General features: G+C 38.8%; 12 protein-coding genes. 3 read left to right on the top strand and 9 right to left on the bottom strand.

Annotated features, from left to right (window positions below; all coding sequences use genetic code 11):
* Positions 1–36: 36 nt before the first annotated feature.
* The 8 genes from V7K48_RS25345 to V7K48_RS25310 all read right to left on the bottom strand — a co-directional run bounded on the left by V7K48_RS25345 (position 37) and on the right by V7K48_RS25310 (position 8,486).
* Positions 37–1,170, bottom strand: coding sequence for an acyltransferase family protein (locus V7K48_RS25345; protein ID WP_335076505.1), 1,134 nt, complete (start codon positions 1,168–1,170; stop codon positions 37–39).
* A gap of 14 nt (positions 1,171–1,184) precedes the next feature.
* The gene (locus V7K48_RS25340; RefSeq protein ID WP_335076503.1) at positions 1,185–3,005 is read right to left on the bottom strand and encodes an ABC transporter ATP-binding protein; all 1,821 of its coding nucleotides are present in this window, start codon (positions 3,003–3,005) and stop codon (positions 1,185–1,187) included.
* A 310-nt stretch (positions 3,006–3,315) separates the two neighbouring features.
* Positions 3,316–3,618: a GDP-mannose 4,6-dehydratase gene (locus tag V7K48_RS25335; protein WP_335076501.1), complete on the bottom strand. Its 303-nt coding sequence runs from the start codon at positions 3,616–3,618 to the stop codon at positions 3,316–3,318.
* Positions 3,619–3,667: 49 nt separating this feature from the next.
* On the bottom strand, positions 3,668–4,765 hold the full coding sequence (locus V7K48_RS25330) for a glycosyltransferase family 4 protein (protein ID WP_335076499.1): 1,098 nt from the start codon (positions 4,763–4,765) through the stop codon (positions 3,668–3,670).
* 79 nt (positions 4,766–4,844) lie between these two features.
* Complete coding sequence (locus V7K48_RS25325; RefSeq protein ID WP_335076497.1) at positions 4,845–5,168, bottom strand: hypothetical protein; 324 nt, start codon at positions 5,166–5,168, stop codon at positions 4,845–4,847.
* Between the two features lie 202 nt (positions 5,169–5,370).
* A complete protein-coding gene (locus V7K48_RS25320; RefSeq protein ID WP_335076495.1) occupies positions 5,371–6,330 on the bottom strand; it encodes a GDP-mannose 4,6-dehydratase in 960 nt (319 codons plus the stop codon).
* Between the two features lie 232 nt (positions 6,331–6,562).
* The gene (locus tag V7K48_RS25315; protein ID WP_335076493.1) at positions 6,563–6,991 is read right to left on the bottom strand and encodes a hypothetical protein; all 429 of its coding nucleotides are present in this window, start codon (positions 6,989–6,991) and stop codon (positions 6,563–6,565) included.
* A 133-nt stretch (positions 6,992–7,124) separates the two neighbouring features.
* Positions 7,125–8,486, bottom strand: a complete 1,362-nt coding sequence (locus V7K48_RS25310) for a glycosyltransferase family 4 protein (RefSeq protein WP_335076491.1) — start codon at positions 8,484–8,486, stop codon at positions 7,125–7,127.
* Between the two features lie 1,250 nt (positions 8,487–9,736).
* On the opposite strand from V7K48_RS25310, the gene V7K48_RS25305 reads away from it, so the two are divergent.
* Entirely contained in the window at positions 9,737–12,007 is a 2,271-nt protein-coding gene (locus tag V7K48_RS25305) for a GumC family protein (RefSeq protein ID WP_442949476.1), read from the top strand.
* A 1,163-nt stretch (positions 12,008–13,170) separates the two neighbouring features.
* Here the strand turns inward: V7K48_RS25305 and V7K48_RS25295 are convergent.
* Complete coding sequence (locus V7K48_RS25295; protein ID WP_335076487.1) at positions 13,171–13,383, bottom strand: hypothetical protein; 213 nt, start codon at positions 13,381–13,383, stop codon at positions 13,171–13,173.
* Positions 13,384–13,400: 17 nt separating this feature from the next.
* Between V7K48_RS25295 and V7K48_RS25290 the strand changes: the two genes are divergently transcribed.
* Positions 13,401–14,762: an LLM class flavin-dependent oxidoreductase gene (locus V7K48_RS25290; protein WP_335076485.1), complete on the top strand. Its 1,362-nt coding sequence runs from the start codon at positions 13,401–13,403 to the stop codon at positions 14,760–14,762.
* A 776-nt stretch (positions 14,763–15,538) separates the two neighbouring features.
* Positions 15,539–16,393, top strand: coding sequence for a hypothetical protein (locus V7K48_RS25285; protein WP_335076483.1), 855 nt, complete (start codon positions 15,539–15,541; stop codon positions 16,391–16,393).
* Positions 16,394–16,880 lie beyond the last annotated feature (487 nt).

The following is a 16,880-nucleotide window of genomic DNA, read 5'->3' as shown; positions in this document are numbered from 1 at the left end:
ATTTACGTTGGATGGTTTTTTGGTTTTTACTTTTACTTATAAAATTGCTTTTAAAGTTTTTTTTTCAACTAAGAGAAAGAAAAACCATGCTACTAATACTGCTAGTGAAGATGCACTAAGTGCAGGAATCAAGGTTATAAATCTTTCTCCCAAAGGAGCTACAGAGATTTTAATAAATAATAAAACAGGTCGATGTATCGCGTATAGTGAGTAAGAAAAAAGACCAATTTTAGTAAATAAACTTCCTAGTTTACAACTCCAAAATTTATTTCCTTGAGGTTTTATGCTCCAATACAATAAACCACCTAATGGTAATGTAGAGGTAAAAGCTACTAGGTTAGAAAGTTCAAATAAAGATGCTATGAGAACAATAATTACTCCTAAAGCAGCGATTAGCCAATATCTTTTAGGGAGTGCAGTACGTCCTGCTTCTACTTCTGCCAGATAAAATCCAAAAGTCCAAGTAAACAAAAAAGGTAAAAAAATAGGATTACCAGAGCCACGATAAGGAAGTAAATCCGATAAATTCAGTAAAAAGTCACCAGATATATATATTAGACTAATTGTAAATGTCAGAGCTAAAGTCTTTACCGCTCCATATTTACGAGAGATATAGAAAAGTATTGGATAGACTATATAAAAGTGTATTTCCAGAGCTAAAGTCCAGAAAACTGTGTTACTTCCAAAATATGGTGCTGCTAGCCCTGGCAGAGCTAATAAGCTCATAATAAAAGTAAATAATGAGTTGCTCTGTCCAGAATCAACCTCCGATGGATAATGTGTTTTTATATAAGCATCAACTAAAGCGGTAATTAACAAAGCAGCTATGTAAGTTGGGTATATTCTCCAGATACGTCGGATTGCATACTGTTTGAGATTTAAGCTGGTTTTAGGGTCAGAGATTAACTGCTGTGCGCCTCGTCGGTGGATGCAGTAACCACTAATTATAAAAAATAGATTTACAGCTAGACCACCGAAGTATAAAGGAGCTGTAGCATAGCCTAACCAAGAATTAATATTTATACTCAAACCATATTGCTTCCATATCTCCCCCAAACCAACCCAAAACATAGGTCGAGCATGGTAGAAAACAACTGTAAGGGCAGCTAAACCTCTTAAAGCATCAATTGAGTTTAAGCGTGCTTGGTAAAACAGGTTAGTAGATGTCATAGAAATTTTTGATTTCAAGTTGATTGAATAATTTGCTCTTTAACAGATACTTGAGATTTATACAAAGACCAATACTCACTATGAAGTGCTAGTAGTTCTTCATGCGTTCCTTGCTCTGCAACTCTACCGTTATACATAACAATAATCTTGTCCGCTTTCTCAATTGTAGAAAGGCGGTGAGCAATTACAATTACAGTGCGATCGCGGCTTACTTCTTCAATTGCTCTCTGAACAATCCTCTCAGAATTTGAATCTAATGCACTAGTTGCTTCATCCAGAATTAAGATGTCTGGATCGCGCAAAATTGCCCTAGCGATCGCTATTCTCTGCCTTTGTCCACCAGATAACCTTGCACCCCGATCTCCCACAATAGTATCAAAACCTTCTGGCAATTCCTGAATAAACTCATAAGCATAAGCTTTTTTTGCAGCTTCAATAATTTCTAACTTCGTTGCATCTGGACAACCATAAGCAATATTTTCCCGAATTGAAGTATGAAACAAGAATGTTTCCTGACTTACCATTGCAATCGCGTTTCGCCAAGAAGCAATTTGATATTCTCGTAAGTCAATTCCATCAATTTTGATCCTGCCAGAATCAGGATCATGAAATCTCATTACTAAATCAGCTAGGGTTGATTTGCCACTACCTGATGAACCAATAAGGGCGGTTATTGTGCCTTTTTTAACTGGAAAACTTATATTTTTCAGGGTAGGTTCTGAATTAGCAGCAAAAGTAAAACTAACATTTTCAAAATTTATTCCAGATGTCAAACCTCTGTATGGTTTCTGACCATCTGGTAAATGTAGTTCATCTGTAGATGACAAAAAATCATGAATTACTTCTAAACTACCTGATAGTAATGCTAGTTGAGAGCGTAAACTATTAAGATGATTAATTCGCGGTATTATTCGCAATAATGTATACGTATAGGTTAACAATAAGGGTAACCCCCCACCTCCTGTGGCAGAAACTACGCTTGAACCTACACCAAGAAGCAACAACAGTAGGATAATTCCTGCTGTTTCAGTCAGGGGAACTATTGCTGAATTATATTTAAAAGCTCCTAATTCTGCCACATAGCGGTTTGTTAGATATTTATCAGCACGCTCTAGCTCCCTGAATTCAGACTTAAACGATTTAATTACTCGAATTCCACTCAGCAACTCTGTAATAAATGAAGAAAATTCGTCAATAGAGTTAGCTGCTTTGCGTCCATAAATTCTAACAGAATTGAGCACTGCTTTGAACAGCAAAGATATTACTAATAAACTTATTACACTAATTATTGTTAATTCAGGTGATAAACCAATAAGTACAACTAAAAGTATAAAAATCATCAGCATTTCTCTAATGATTTCTATCACTTGAGAAGATAAAATTTCACTGCGTTGGGCTTGTTCATTTACGAAACTTAATAAAGTACCTATATTTGATCGATTATAAAATGATACTTCTAATTTTAAAAAGCGTTCAATGCAAACTTTACGAAGTAAAAATCCAACTTTGAGTTGTAAATTATTAATATTAATATTTGAAAAATATAAAAATATGTTTTTAATAATTGTTAAGCTCAGTAGAGTGACGAACAATATTAGCAAATGCCAACTTTTGGGAAAAGTGGCATATAGTTCAACTATATTTTTAATAATTATTGGTATTTGACTGATATTAAATAAACCACCCCCTAATTCTTGAAGAATTAGCATCACAAAAGGAGTAGAAATTCCCTCTAAAATAGAGGTAAACAATGCTAATATTAAAGAGTTAATTGCCAGATATCGTTGAGCAATAATTAATTTTATAAGTATACTGATAGCTTTATTTTGCAGCATTGCTAGTTAGCGATATTTTATTATGATAAAGTTTAGAAAAGTTTTACTTTGTCTGCTATAAAGAATTAGATAGATTGTGCTTAAAGTGTGAAATTTTTGAGTTATCAGTGTTACCAGACTGCCAGTAAAATGGATGACAAAAAACATCTGTAAAACTAGCTATTTCATATTTATTTTTAAGTGTAACTTTGGATTTATTTTACAAATTAAACTCGTAAGTGCTCCAACGAGCTAAACGTTTGTAAAGAAAGAATAGTAAACTCATTTAGCAATACCAGTAATATAAGTTATTAAATCTTGGAAATTTGCTTTAATCAACTTGTTTTGCTTCCACCATCATCCGCACCACATCCTTCATCTTATATTTCGCCTGCCATCCCAGCTTATTCTTCGCTTTAGCTGGATTACCCCTACCCACTGCCAAATCTGTAGGTCGTAGTAGGCTATTATCTATCACAACATGTTCACGCCAATCTAAATTCACAGATGCAAATGCTGCTGCTACAAATTCCTCTAAAAGAAATCTTACTCGTAGAGAGATGATTATATGTTTGCCAAGCTTACTATGCTTACACTTATCTTTTATAAGAGCGATCGCTCGACTATATTTCATGATCGCTTCATTCGCAATTCCAGATAAAATAACTCTTTACAACAGCCTATTAACCAACAACATATTTATATGCCTGTATAGTTTTAGTTACTGTTTTATCCCAGCTAAACTTTTGAGCTTGCTCTAAACCTTTGGCTATTAAACGCTCTCTTTCTGCTGGATGTTCAAGCAAGAACAATAATCTCTCAGTTAAATCTGATACTGAGGTAGGGTCAAACAACAAACCTGCATCACCAACTACCTCTGGAATACTAGAATTATTTGAAGCAATAACTGGTGCTTGACATATCATTGCTTCCAAAGGCGGAATACCAAAACCTTCATATAACGAGGGATATACAAAGGCAATACAATTTCGATATAGTTTAGCTAAGTGGGAATCACTTGCATAACCAAAGTTCTGAATATGTTTATCTAACTCCATTTCTGCAATCTTGCTTTGCTCAATTTTATCAAATGGTGAGCCAACTACACAAAGCATGATATCTGGCACTTTAGAAACAGCTTTTGAAAAAGCAATCAATAAATTGTTAAAGTTTTTGTAAGCTGCTCGTCCTCCTATATAAAGATAGAACGGACGAGAGGGGATAAGCTCATATCCATTGCCAAAATTGGGACTAAAATCTGTTGCTAAATGAGTTACTAAAACTCTCTCTTCAGGTAATGTGTATCGTTCCAGCAGGTCTCTTTTTGTACTTTCGGAAATGCATAAAATTATATCTGCTGCTAATATAGCCCGACATTTTATTTCTGCCATCTGTCCATGTCGATCGATTACATCAGCAAAAATTTCGTGAATCATGTCATAAACAGTCAAAACAACAGGACAAGGTTTTTTTTCAAATTTTTGCTGAGTGAGCAAGGAGTAATAGGTGGGATGGAAAACTTGATAGTTATTAAGTGCTTCGACGGATTTAAAGTAATATGGTTCTAGCCAATAATACAATCGTCTGGGACGAAATCCAAATCGCTTATAAGAAAATAACTTTAAATTTGGGTGATATAGCTGGTGATTTTTACGTGAACGAATACTCGTTAGGATTGGTTGAAAATCTTTTGGTAATCTGTTAATGATATTGTCAAAGTAACGGTTAATACCGCCTACTTTTTGCATAGCATAGATTTCACCATCATATATAATACGCATATATAGAACTCTTGTTTGATATTGATACTGCTAGCAGTTTGTATTGTATAAATCTGTTAACTATTTAAAATACCCATTGTTAAATTTGAACTACAGAACTTAGTCTTTCGGTAGCTCTGAGACCTACATCTTCGCTATTGTCAGGATCTACAGCAACAACATCATGCCCTATGGAAGTAAAGGCAAAAGAAGCAATGCCATTTCCACAATCTAGATCGAGTATTTTAAATTTCTTGGATGAATCACTTAGTTGTAAAGTATTTTTAACCTCTGTAAATTCATCACTATATGCAAAACGCTGTGCAGCTATGAGATTGTCTACATCAAGGTAGCTGAGTTTAACCAACTCAGCATATTCTGCTTGACTCTGCATCCAGTTAACAGATTCTTCATACGTGTACATAAGCATAATCACTTCAATTACAAGGGGTGTAAATTAGATGTTTTAGATGTTTTTTGCTAATCATCTTTATTTTTTGCTGAGACTTTAACCAAAAATTACTAGCTTCTTTGAGAGTATTGCGACCATAGATGAGGAACTACAAAGCAATCCTAGTCATTGCGATCGCTTGTTTTCGGAATGCTCCTTCACATTTATGAATGATTTAGGATTGCGATAGTTTAGCCTCCACCATCATTTGCACAACCTGCTTCATCTTGAATTTCGCCTGCCATCCAAGCTTGTCCTTCGCTTTAACTGGATTACCTCTACCCACTGCCAAATCTGTAGGTCGCAGCAGGCTATTATCTATTACAACATGGTGACGCCAATCTAAATTCACAGATGCAAATGCTGCTGCTACAAATTCCTCTAATGAACCGCTCTCTCCTGTAGCAATTACATAATCATCCGGCTGTTCCTGTTGCAGCATCAAATACATCGCCTCAACATATTCCGGTGCCCAACCCCAGTCACGCTGAATCTGCATATTTCCCAAATAAAGCTGATCGGTGCTACCTTGAGCAATGCGACAAGCAGCCGCAACAATCTTTTGAGTCACAAATCTTTCTGGTCGCAAGGGAGATTCATGATTAAATAAAATTCCAGAACAGGCAAACAAACCGTAAGCTTCTCGGTAGTTAGCAACTTCCCAAAAAGCAGCAGCTTTAGCCACAGCATAGGGGCTTCTGGGTCGGAATGGCGTTGTTTCATTAGCGGCAGTTTGGCCAGTATCCCCAAAACATTCACTAGAACCAGCGTTATACAGTTTGATTGGCACACCCAAAAAGCGAATAGCTTCTAATAAATTTAGAGTACCAGTAGTGATACTTTCTAAAGTTTCTACTGGTTGTTCAAAAGACAAACCAACTGAACTTTGTCCTGCCAAATTATAGATTTCATCTGGCTGGATTTTTGTCAGCACTTGCAATACACTCCGAAAGTCATTCAGAGCCATTGACTCTAACTTTACTTGGTCACAGATAGCTAAGTAAACCAAATTTCGGAAAGAGGAAATCTGGGCATCTCGCGAACTACCACAGACGCGATAGCCTTGATTAAGAAGTAACTGTGCCAGGTAAGCTCCATCCTGACCCGATATTCCACAAATGAGAGCTTTCTTCATCGGGTTATCTTAGTTAATCTAAATTGTTTGCAGTGTTTCAGGAAGAGAGAAAACTTGAATTTGAAATTCATCTTTAGAGGATATTTGAAAAGTGTAGCTGAGGTATTCAAAACTTTAGATCCTCCTAAATCCTCCTTAAAAAAGAGGACTTTGAGAAGGTTTTCCCCCCTTAAAAAGGGTGACTAGGAGGGATATCGATACAACGGTAAACTTTTCAAACAATTGTTAAGGTTTAACTCACAAACTGGAAACCATTCAGACCTTGATAACCAACTTGTCTGGCGCTCCTACGAGTAAACTCTCCAACAGAAGGGTTCCCCAGAGAATCAATCACTCCTGTTACTTGCTGCCATAGTTCTTGTGGTGCTATTGAAATTTCATAAGTACGATCATCACACTTACGAATGTGATACCAAGTTGTTTGCTGACACTCTTCACACCAAAAAGCTTCTAACCATTCCCCTTCTATAAGCACTGCAGTTTGGTTAGCTACTAACATCAACGCATTCCGCCGACTCATCCCTCGTTGCTGTAATTGACCTGCTTGGTCAGCAAACATTTTATATTTCTGACTGACGCTATCGATATAGCAGCTATGAATGGGACAATAAATAGCCCGTCGTTTGGAACGTTTCCGATTTTGGTCACACCTTCTCTGCAATTTCACCTCCTATATAGACAAAAACTATGAGCAAGGAAGGCTATGTTGGAGGGACTGAGATCAATAAGACCATCGAAGCCCAACTCCGAAAAAATCCAGCAAAAATATTCAATTAACTTCAATATGCTTACGCTTACTTTATCTCGCTTTCAGACATGGTTCTGATCTCATCAGATAATAGTGCCTGCTGCAAAACATGTAAGTATTGTTGAGAGATAACTTTCGGTGTAAAGTGCGATGAGCGCAAATACTGACGACCTGCTTTGCCCATCTGCTCTCCTGTTTGTCGATCTCGACTCAAAAAGCGAATAAATTGCGCTAGACCTTGACCATCTCCATTGTCAAATGTCCCACCACAGTTGGCTTCAGACATCAGTTCTCTGAGATATGAAGTCTGTGAGCAAATTACTGCTATTGGTCGCCCAGATGCCAAAGCTGAATAAAATTTGCTGGGAACAACTAAACCGTCTGTAGTTGCATCTACACTCACTAGTGATAGATCGCAAGCTGTTAAAGAATAGGGTAACACTTGCTGATCTTGATAAGGTAAAAACGTAAAATTGTTTAGCCCTAACTGATTTACTTCCGTGATTAATTCTTCGCGTTTAGCACCACCACCAATACAGACAAACTGAATTGGCTCATCTTGTAGTTGCTTTGCAGCTTCCAAGATAGTGTCGATGTCATGGCAGCGACCCATATTGCCAGAATATAGTACGGTAAATTTGTTAACTAAGTTATACTTCCAAGCAAACCAGTTTTCTCGCTTGGCAATCGGCACGATCTCTTCTGGGTTAGCCCAACTGTGAATTATAGAAATTTTATCAGCTACTTCGGGACAATGTGCTACTACCTGTTGTTTCATCGCCGGACTAAGTACTATAATCCCCTTAGCCTTTAACCAAACCTGTTTGTTGATCCCACGCCACAAGCGTACTAGCCAGTTACCTTTTGAAATTACGCCTAGTGCGATCGCAATATCAGGATATAGGTCATAGAGTACACACACATAGGGCAATCGGAACAATAAATAAACCAAATATCCTATAACTGGCAAAAATGGAGGAGCTGTAGTTAATAGTAATATATTGTTGCGACGCCAAGCTTTCAGAAGATAAAGAGTAGCACGTAAGGTATATAGTACCCCATTAACAGCTTTACCACGAATCCTTCCCGGCCAGAGTTGGGCTGTACGCGATCGCTGAATTCTGATTTGGTCAGCCCATTCAACTGCTGGGGCTGTATGAGAGCTAAATGCATATCCTGGCTGACTTGTAAAGACTTCAATATCCACCCCTTGCTTCCCTAACTGTTTCACTAGTTCTTCAAGCAACTGCCCTGTAGCAGCATAATCTGGGGGAAAAAATTGGGTGACTACAGATAATTTAATTGATTTTTGAGCTTTTACAGAAGGTTTATTCCTTGCATCTAACTCAGTAGAAATAGATTGCAATAAGTTTTGATTAATCCATTCATTAAGTTCATTAAGTCTCATCAGCTATGTTCCTAGTCTAGAGTAGAAAAATGCTTGTTTATTCACTCAATGTTTGAAAGTTCAAGCTATATATTAAAGTCTCCCTGAGCAGAACAAATTAAAGCAAAAAATCTAATCTATCGTCAGGACTGAGATGCTTTACCAAGAAAGAATAAAGGTATAAGTCGTCAGAAGAAAGCCCTGAATTTTGTACGACTGGCGGATGAGTAAAGCGGTTTAAGACCTCCACTAAATTTACAAATTCAGTGGTCAACTTTCGTAGTGGCGAGGTTTGAATCCCCCACTGATAGCACAGCTCTTCTCTTCGAGTCTGCGTACCCCTGCCGGGAAGCAAGCTAGCAAGAGCGTCTTGATTCTGACTTTTGAATTCTTCTTCAATTTGGGGCACTACGTACGGGAGCAACGCGAAAAAGTGAGAACCAACAAATATTGTCACGTTGTCACTTTAAAAACTTTTCCAAGCTATAGCATCAGTAAAAACACTAAAAAAACGGTGATTTTGCCCAGTTTCTTATCAATAAACCAATTTTATTGATAAGAAAAATCAAATCTCACGAAATCGTGTTGCTCCCATCTGCACCCTGTAGCAAGGCTTTTCTGCGAGAAACTACTTGAATGACAACACTAAACTATTTACGTATAATTACATAAAAATTTTTGCTATCTGTACCTTCGCTTTTAGGCTTTGTTTGATTTTTTACGTGTAACATCTGTTGCACAACACGCTATCATGTTTAAATTATGAAGACCAAAACTTCATCAATCTTTTATAAAAACTTAATATCTTAATAGATATTGTAGCAAAATCTTTATAAAATCAATATTTTTAGGACTTATGCACTGGAGAAACTAGCTAGTACATATATACCAATACAACGAATATAGGGCGTTTCAGGCTTTTCTCAATCATCCTTTGATAAGTAGTCCAGGCAAAGCTAAACCCTGCAATCGCTTAAAAAACGTCGAAAAATCAAATTTGAATAGCTGAAACTCGTATCTGATATTTGGTATTTTCTGTCAATGTTTAAATTCTATTGTTATACTTTGGGTGAGCAAAGACCAAAGGTTATATTTTTACAAAATCTTTACGTACTAAGTTTAAGGATAAATACTGAGATTTCATCAAAGATAATATCAATTAAATATTATGTTTGGTATATATTATTGCTTATATCCAAACTACCTAACTGAAACTTTCAAAAGCCTTTCTACTGCTCCTGTTCAGTGTATTACCAAGTATTAAACATATGATCGAGAATTATCCTTCTCAAAACTCAAGTTCTAATCGCAGTAATAACTCTCTGCCTCCATTTCCTCAAAATCAACCTGTTCCCTGGGCTGAAGAACAAGAAGACGACTGGAGCTTTCAAGAATTTCTAAGTATTTTACGGCGACGCTGGCTACTCATGACAAGTGTAACGATTGCTGTAATGACACTTGTAGTGATTAACTTGGTGGTAAACCGGAAGCCCCCAGAATATGAAGGCAGTTTTCAACTGCTGGTAGAACCTGTAGAACCTGTAAATAATGACAGCAAAGTTATGGATGTTGTCAAAGACTTCAACGCACAAAAGTCTAATCTAGATTATGAAAGCCAAATTCAGGTTCTTAAGAGTCCTGAACTGATGAAAAGCACTCTTAAACAGTTGCAAGCCTCCTATCCAGAAATCGACTATCATTCTCTTCTCGAATCTCTGAAGATTTATCGGTTACAAGAAACCAAGATTATAGAAGTTCGGTATGAAAGCAGCAATCCAAAGCAGACTCAAGTTGTACTAGAGCGAATAGCAGAAAATTACTTAGACTATAGTCAAGTAAAGAGACAAACCCAGTTACGTCAGGGGGTTCAGTTTATTGAAAAACAACTGCCATTTATACAAAATCGAGTCGATCAGATCCAAAAAGAATTGCAACTTTTTCAACAAAAATACAATTTTAACGACCCAGAATCCCAAGTCACGCAAATTGCTTCACAAACTGTTGAATTCTATCAACAAAAACAAGTAATTGATCTACAGTTAGCCCAAGCTCGTGCTAATTTGGCTATCCTACAAGGAAAAAATGGATTAACAATAACGCTGAATAATTCTATCCAACAAGGAGAAAATGGATTAACGACAACGCTGAATAATTCTATCCAACAAGGAAAAAATGGATTAACGACAACGCTGAATGATGCTCCTTTATATCAACAGTTGATTACTCAAATACGCGCACTTGATGTTCAGATTGCTACAGAATCAACTAGTTTGCAAGAAGAGAATCCAATCATCCAAACATTGAAAGAGAAACGAGCTAGTCTTTTACCTTTGCTACATCAAGAAGAAAAGCACTTATTGGATGTAAAGTTTGCCGAAGTTGCAGCACAGTTTCAAACCTTAGAAGTACAAAACCAAGAACTTGCCAAAATAGAACAAAAACTTGTACAAAAACGTAAGCAACTACCAGTTTTAGCACGGCAATACGTTGATTTACAGCGTAAATTACAGATCGCTACTGAAAGTTTAAATCGGTTTTTATCAACCCGTGAAAATATCCAAATTCAAATATCGCAATCGGATATTGGCTGGCAATTACTCCAAGTACCAACTACCCCAGATATTCCTATTTATTCTTTTTCTACTCAACGCAATTTTATACTGGGATTAGTTGCAAGTATCCTCTCAGGAATTGGTATTGTTTTACTGGTAGAAAAGCTAGATAATACCTATCATACTGTTGATGAACTGAAAAAAAAGCTCAAACAGCCATTGTTAGGAAATATTCCTTTTGAAAAGCAAGTTGAAACTAAGAAAAACTCCACTTTTAATCAAAAAAATCCCTTAGCAAATATACAAAATTCTTCTTCTCAGGGAATTGCTGGGTTGGCTGTTTTACCAGATCAAGAGTATGCTTACTCTTCTACCAACTTTTCAGAAGCATTACGGGTACTTTATAGCAATATTCAACTACTCAGTTCTGATCGCCCAATTCGTTCCATAGTTATTAGTTCAGCTATGGCTGGTGATGGGAAGTCTACGGTTGCCCTCCATCTAGCTCAAATAGCTACAGCAATGGGGCAACGAGTGCTACTTGTAGATGCTGATCTCCGTAAACCCACAATTCATGACCGATCAGCTTTAAATAATCTATGGGGATTAAGTAATTTAATTTCTACAAACTTGCCAGTGGGAGAAGTAATACGAAAAGTACCTTCCATGAGCCAATTATCTGTAATCACCGCTGGTCCAATACCACCCGATCCCACAAAGTTGCTCTCATCTCAAAAAATGAAGCAACTAATGGCAGATTTCCATAACAGTTTTGACTTAGTGATTTATGATGTCCCTCCCTTGGTGGGATTAGCCGATGCTAGCCTGATAATACCCCACACTGATGGGCTTTTGATAGTAGTTAGGATGGAGAAAACAAATTCCTCAATGCTAAAAGTAGCTTTAGATAACCTGAAAATTTCTCGGTTGAATATATTAGGCATAGTTGGTAATGCTCAGAAAAGTAAAATCAATAGTTATTATTATTAGGAAATAAATAGTCGCCTCAGCACTATCACTAGTAACTATAACCAAAGTGCGTTGGCGCAGCCCGCCGCAAGCATCGCTTTTCTCTAAAATACTGCCTGGTAGACCCCAGGAGTTAAAGACGGGAAGCCGCGAATTCCAGGCAATCGAATGACGGTTGGCGATAATGCTGTTAGCTCTGATCGGGGACGCGTTCTGGCAAGCGCTTCTGAGCAAAACGCAGTGGAGAGTTCGTGTAGCGTTCTGCTTAGAATGAATCTCACCAGATGTTTCGCTCCGCTCAACAAAGTCTAATGATCATAAAGGCGATCGCCTTCTGCTCGAGCCAGAGCTAGGGCAAAAATTTTCGTTACGTCTTTCAAACAGGTGGCAAGCAGTTTGTGCAAGAACCACGAAATCAGGTGGTTGAGCAGTTAACCAAAGATTTGATTGATAAACTGCTGCTCTCAAAGATTTCCTTAGCTGGCGATCGCTAAAGTGATTGGAGCTTCACAGCGGTGGCTTCAAATCTATAGGACTAGTATTTGATTTTTGATAAAACCCCCTACATCTGGATTCTTTAAGAAAAGCTTGACTTGCCTTATCTATCCTTGTATTATATCTCCTAGTATTTTAATTAGCTCCTTTAAATCGATAAATTTACCGTAGTTTGCAAAACTAGTTTAACTTTAGGAGTTTCTTCAATACCTGTTTAATAAACAAAAATAGTATATATAAAAAGTATAATTTTGTTTTTTGAACATAAAAAATGCATATTTAACTCTAGGATTTTGTAAGATTCTGAGAGTCTTTTGAATTAAGATTAAGCAGCGATCGCGAATATTTTGAATAACTAATTTATAACCGTTATCTTCTTTGATATCGCAGTAAATTTAGTTCTAATTTGAATTGGAGCAAAGCGACCATGACTGAACCACCTATGGAATTTTGGATTCCGGTCTATGGAAACTGGGGACTATTAAATCAACCTGAAAATCTATTTGATGCCAGTTATGCCAGGATGCGATCGCTCTTAATTTAAGTGGAACGAATAGGTTTTTCATCTACTTTCCTTGCACAACACACCATTAATTGTTACGACCAAGATTTTGACCAACTAGAAACCTGGACAGCAGCAGCGCTAGCGAAGCCACTAAAAAAATTGTGGTTATTGCAGCAATTATGCCCTAGAGACAACTAGCAAGATTTTTGAAGTGATAGGCACTCGTGCTGCTGCCAAAAAATATGGCTTTGATCGCTTCTGGTGCAACGTCCGTACCCATATTTACAAAGTCCACGAAGTGGACAACTGGGTACTCAACGAACAAATCCCAGTTTTCACTTTGTATACCTAAAGCTTTAATTCTGAGTCCTGAATAAAAAATACTACTATCTATCATCCTGTCCCCAATCCTCCATGACAAAACAACTCCATCTAGCCGGATTTCTGATTGCCTCTCACCTAACTCATAGTCATCCTGCATGGCGACACCCTCTCAATGACTTGAACTTTTTGCGACCGGAGTTTTACCAAAATCTAGGTCGAATTCTAGAACGAGGCAAGTTTGACTATGTGTTCTTTGCAGATGGATTGATGATTCCTAGTCGTTATGGTGCAGGTATTGCAGACACCTTGCGCTATGGCTCTCAAGGTGCTGCTTTTCTTGACCCTGCTTTTGTTGTGGCCACGATGGCAGTTGCAACGGAATACATCGGATTGGGCATTACCCGTTCCACCACCGACTCGACTCCTTTTGATTTGGCTCGTGCTTTTGGATCATTAGATCATCTTTCACGGGGGCGTATCGCTTGGAATGTGGTGACATCCCACAATACAGCTGAGGCGAAAAACTTTGGTTTTGAAGAACATTTAGAACATGAAACTCGTTATGACAGAGCAGATGAGTTTGTCGAAGTCGCCTATAAACTCTGGGATAGCTGGCAAGAAGACGCATTGGTTTTAAATAAAGAAACAGGCTTCTTTGCAGACCCCACCAAAGTTAGACATATTAACCATCAAGGGCGGTGGTTCAAGTCGAAGGGGCCATTGACAGTGCCGCGATCGCCCCAAGGTCGTCCGGTAATTATGCAAGCTGGCTCGTCTAATCGGGGTAAGGAATTTGCAGCTCGTTGGGCAGAAATTCTCTTTGAAATTGACCCTACGCCAGAAGGTCGCAAAGCCTACTACGATGATGTGAAGTCACGGGCTGTGAAATATGGGCGAAATCCCGATGATATCAAGATATTTCCAGCGGTAATTCCCTTTATTGGTGAAACAGAAGCGATTGCAAAAGAGAAACAAGCCTTTCACAATGAACTAGTTGACCCCATTGCAGGACTGGTTACTCTCTCCAGCCATATGGACTATGACTTTTCCCAACTTCCCTTGGATGAGCCAGTCAAAGATGTGCAAGTCGGTGGGATCAGAGGACTTTTTGAACTGGCTATGAGATTAAGCAAAAAAGAAGGTTTGATCCTCAGAGATATCGGGAGGCTTTACGCTGAAGGCATATTGCTCCCTCATCTGGTGGGAACACCCACTCAAATTGCCGATCAGCTAGAAGAAAGCTTTAAAAATGGAGAAGCGGATGGCTTCATTATTTCAGCAGCTTATCTTCCTGGTGCATTTGAGGAGTTTGTTGATTTTGTCGTGCCAGAGTTGCAGCGCCGGGGTTTATTCCGTAAAGAGTATACAGGCAAGACCCTGCGCGATCATCTCTTACTGGGGAAAGCTAGCCTAACACCTCCTGTCAAGCAGCCTGAAGTAGTGGGTATATAAAAACTACTGATAAAAATGTCCCGTCTAACGGGAAAGCAAGTTTTGAGGGTGCGGTAAACCCGTCTGCCCTACTCTTCTGCTGACAGAGACGCATTGCTTGGGTTAAGAGCTGCTTGAGCGCGATCGCGTCTAGCAATAGCCCCTAAAACAGCTTGTTTTAGCCGTTCATTTGTTTTTATCTTGTACCTTACCTTATCGCTCTCCTGCTGCCCAATGCCGTCAATCGTTAATTGTGTGTCATCGTGAATCCGTTTCCATAGCTAGAATTGTTTGCAATCGTCCCTCTTGTTCAGGACTTACGCACAGATAACGGAAAATCGTAGACGCATTCGCGGAGCGTCTGTCTGCGACACGCTGCGCGAACGTAGAGAAGCGGCTTGCCGCAGGCTACCACAGAGAACGCAGAAAAGCCAGTGCGCCCTTGCGGTTAAGAGACTTGTACCCCTCCGGGGAAGCAAGCTACGCTCTTAGCGTTCCCGTAGGGTAGCAACTGGTGCGACACGGAGGAATAAGAGTTTGAGAGGTTTTTTGCGTAAGTCCTATTGTTAATCATTTGTTACTTTTGGGCTGAATCTATCTTCCCTAGTTCTTCTCGATTACACTCTAACTTAGGAACTATCGAAGCAAAAGTGAATTAAAGGTTGTCGCAGCTTCAACTTACGCTGATTTTCCGTAAGGTAATGTACCAAGCTCGACTTTATCCAAATGCTGAGGTCGTGTCCCAATGATTCTTGGCGTGTCGATTAAATATAATAACGAACTTCTTTAATTCGTCAATGAACTTCTTTCACTTGTCAAAACCAAAAGCCCCTGCTATATCGCTTCGTTCATCTGATCCTATCCACAAACGAAATCATGGCGGCTTCATTTCAGTAATCGACATAAAAACTACTTTGCTTGGGTTTGCCTCTTTGTTGGTACTCACCGCAGCTATCTCTTCCCGGATCGCCTCAGCCCAGCAAGCGTCCAACCCTCAAAAGACTGACACTGGTAAGTCGATCAGCGAAAAACTTGTTGCCAACTTCCGACCCAAGCCTGATGAGGTGGTACAGCCCACGGTTCTCCCCGAAATCGGCAAATGGATGCTCAATCCGGATTTCACACCGGCTGACTGGTTAGGTGAAATCTACCAGGGGAAGACCCTGAGGGAGCCGATCAATATCATCATTGTCGATCCAGTGGCAAATTCGCCCGAAGAAGCCAAGAATCGACTGATCGCGGCTTGTACGGCAGCGGGTTATCCCAGTCGTGAAGGGCACTCAAGTGGGTATTGGGGATACATCGACGAGCAACTTCAGGCACAAATCCCGCAAACTCAAGATCATGCTTTTTCAAACGAGCCATATATCTTCAACAATAATCATGGCAGGATATTCGGAGCTTATCGTTACAAAGGGGCGTATGTTTTCATCGGCGCATTCAGCCGTGAGAAAGTGATGCCATTTTCAAAAATTAAGCACCAGTTCGTCTCCTTCAATCAGGCGCGGGATGATTTTGCTAAGAATATTAATATAAAAACACAGTACCAGATAAACGGGTATCTGAACTTAGATAATGCGATCGTGAATAACCCAAAGCTCACGACCGGCGATTATGACGGGATGGCTGTCTTGCTGAAGGCAAAAAAGTAGCTCTTTGTGAAAGCGGTAGATTCAAAGCGATAATGCCTTGCAGATTCTCGTTCATCCATTTTCAATCTTCAATTACTGAAACGTAAGAACTGGATCATAAAACTTAATACCCTTGATAATCGAAATCATCCTTTAGTAACGGCTCTGCTGCTAACTGGAACACTTGCTGTAGCAGGTTTAGCCAGGATACTGCAAACGAACACTCAAACTTATCCAATTATACTGAGTTTTGACTGGAGCAATTGCTAGCTCTCCTGCTGGTATCCAGACTCGACGCCAAATTGGATGAGCAGCAAAAAGAAAAATTAAAATCTATCTAAGACGTTTCACCAAGCCTCTCAATAATGCACGCACTTTAAGAGGAATCCCCAGAGAGATATTTGAAGCGACTGATACCATTTCACGAAAAAAATGATAGAAATAATTAAGGAATAAATATGAACGAGCGAAAATGCCTGGAGTCACCAAAGTAGAAATATTTGAGTCA

Source organism: Nostoc sp., from assembly GCF_036919615.1.
GTDB lineage: Bacteria > Cyanobacteriota > Cyanobacteriia > Cyanobacteriales > Nostocaceae > Nostoc.
This window is presented reverse-complemented; position numbering and strand designations above follow the sequence as displayed.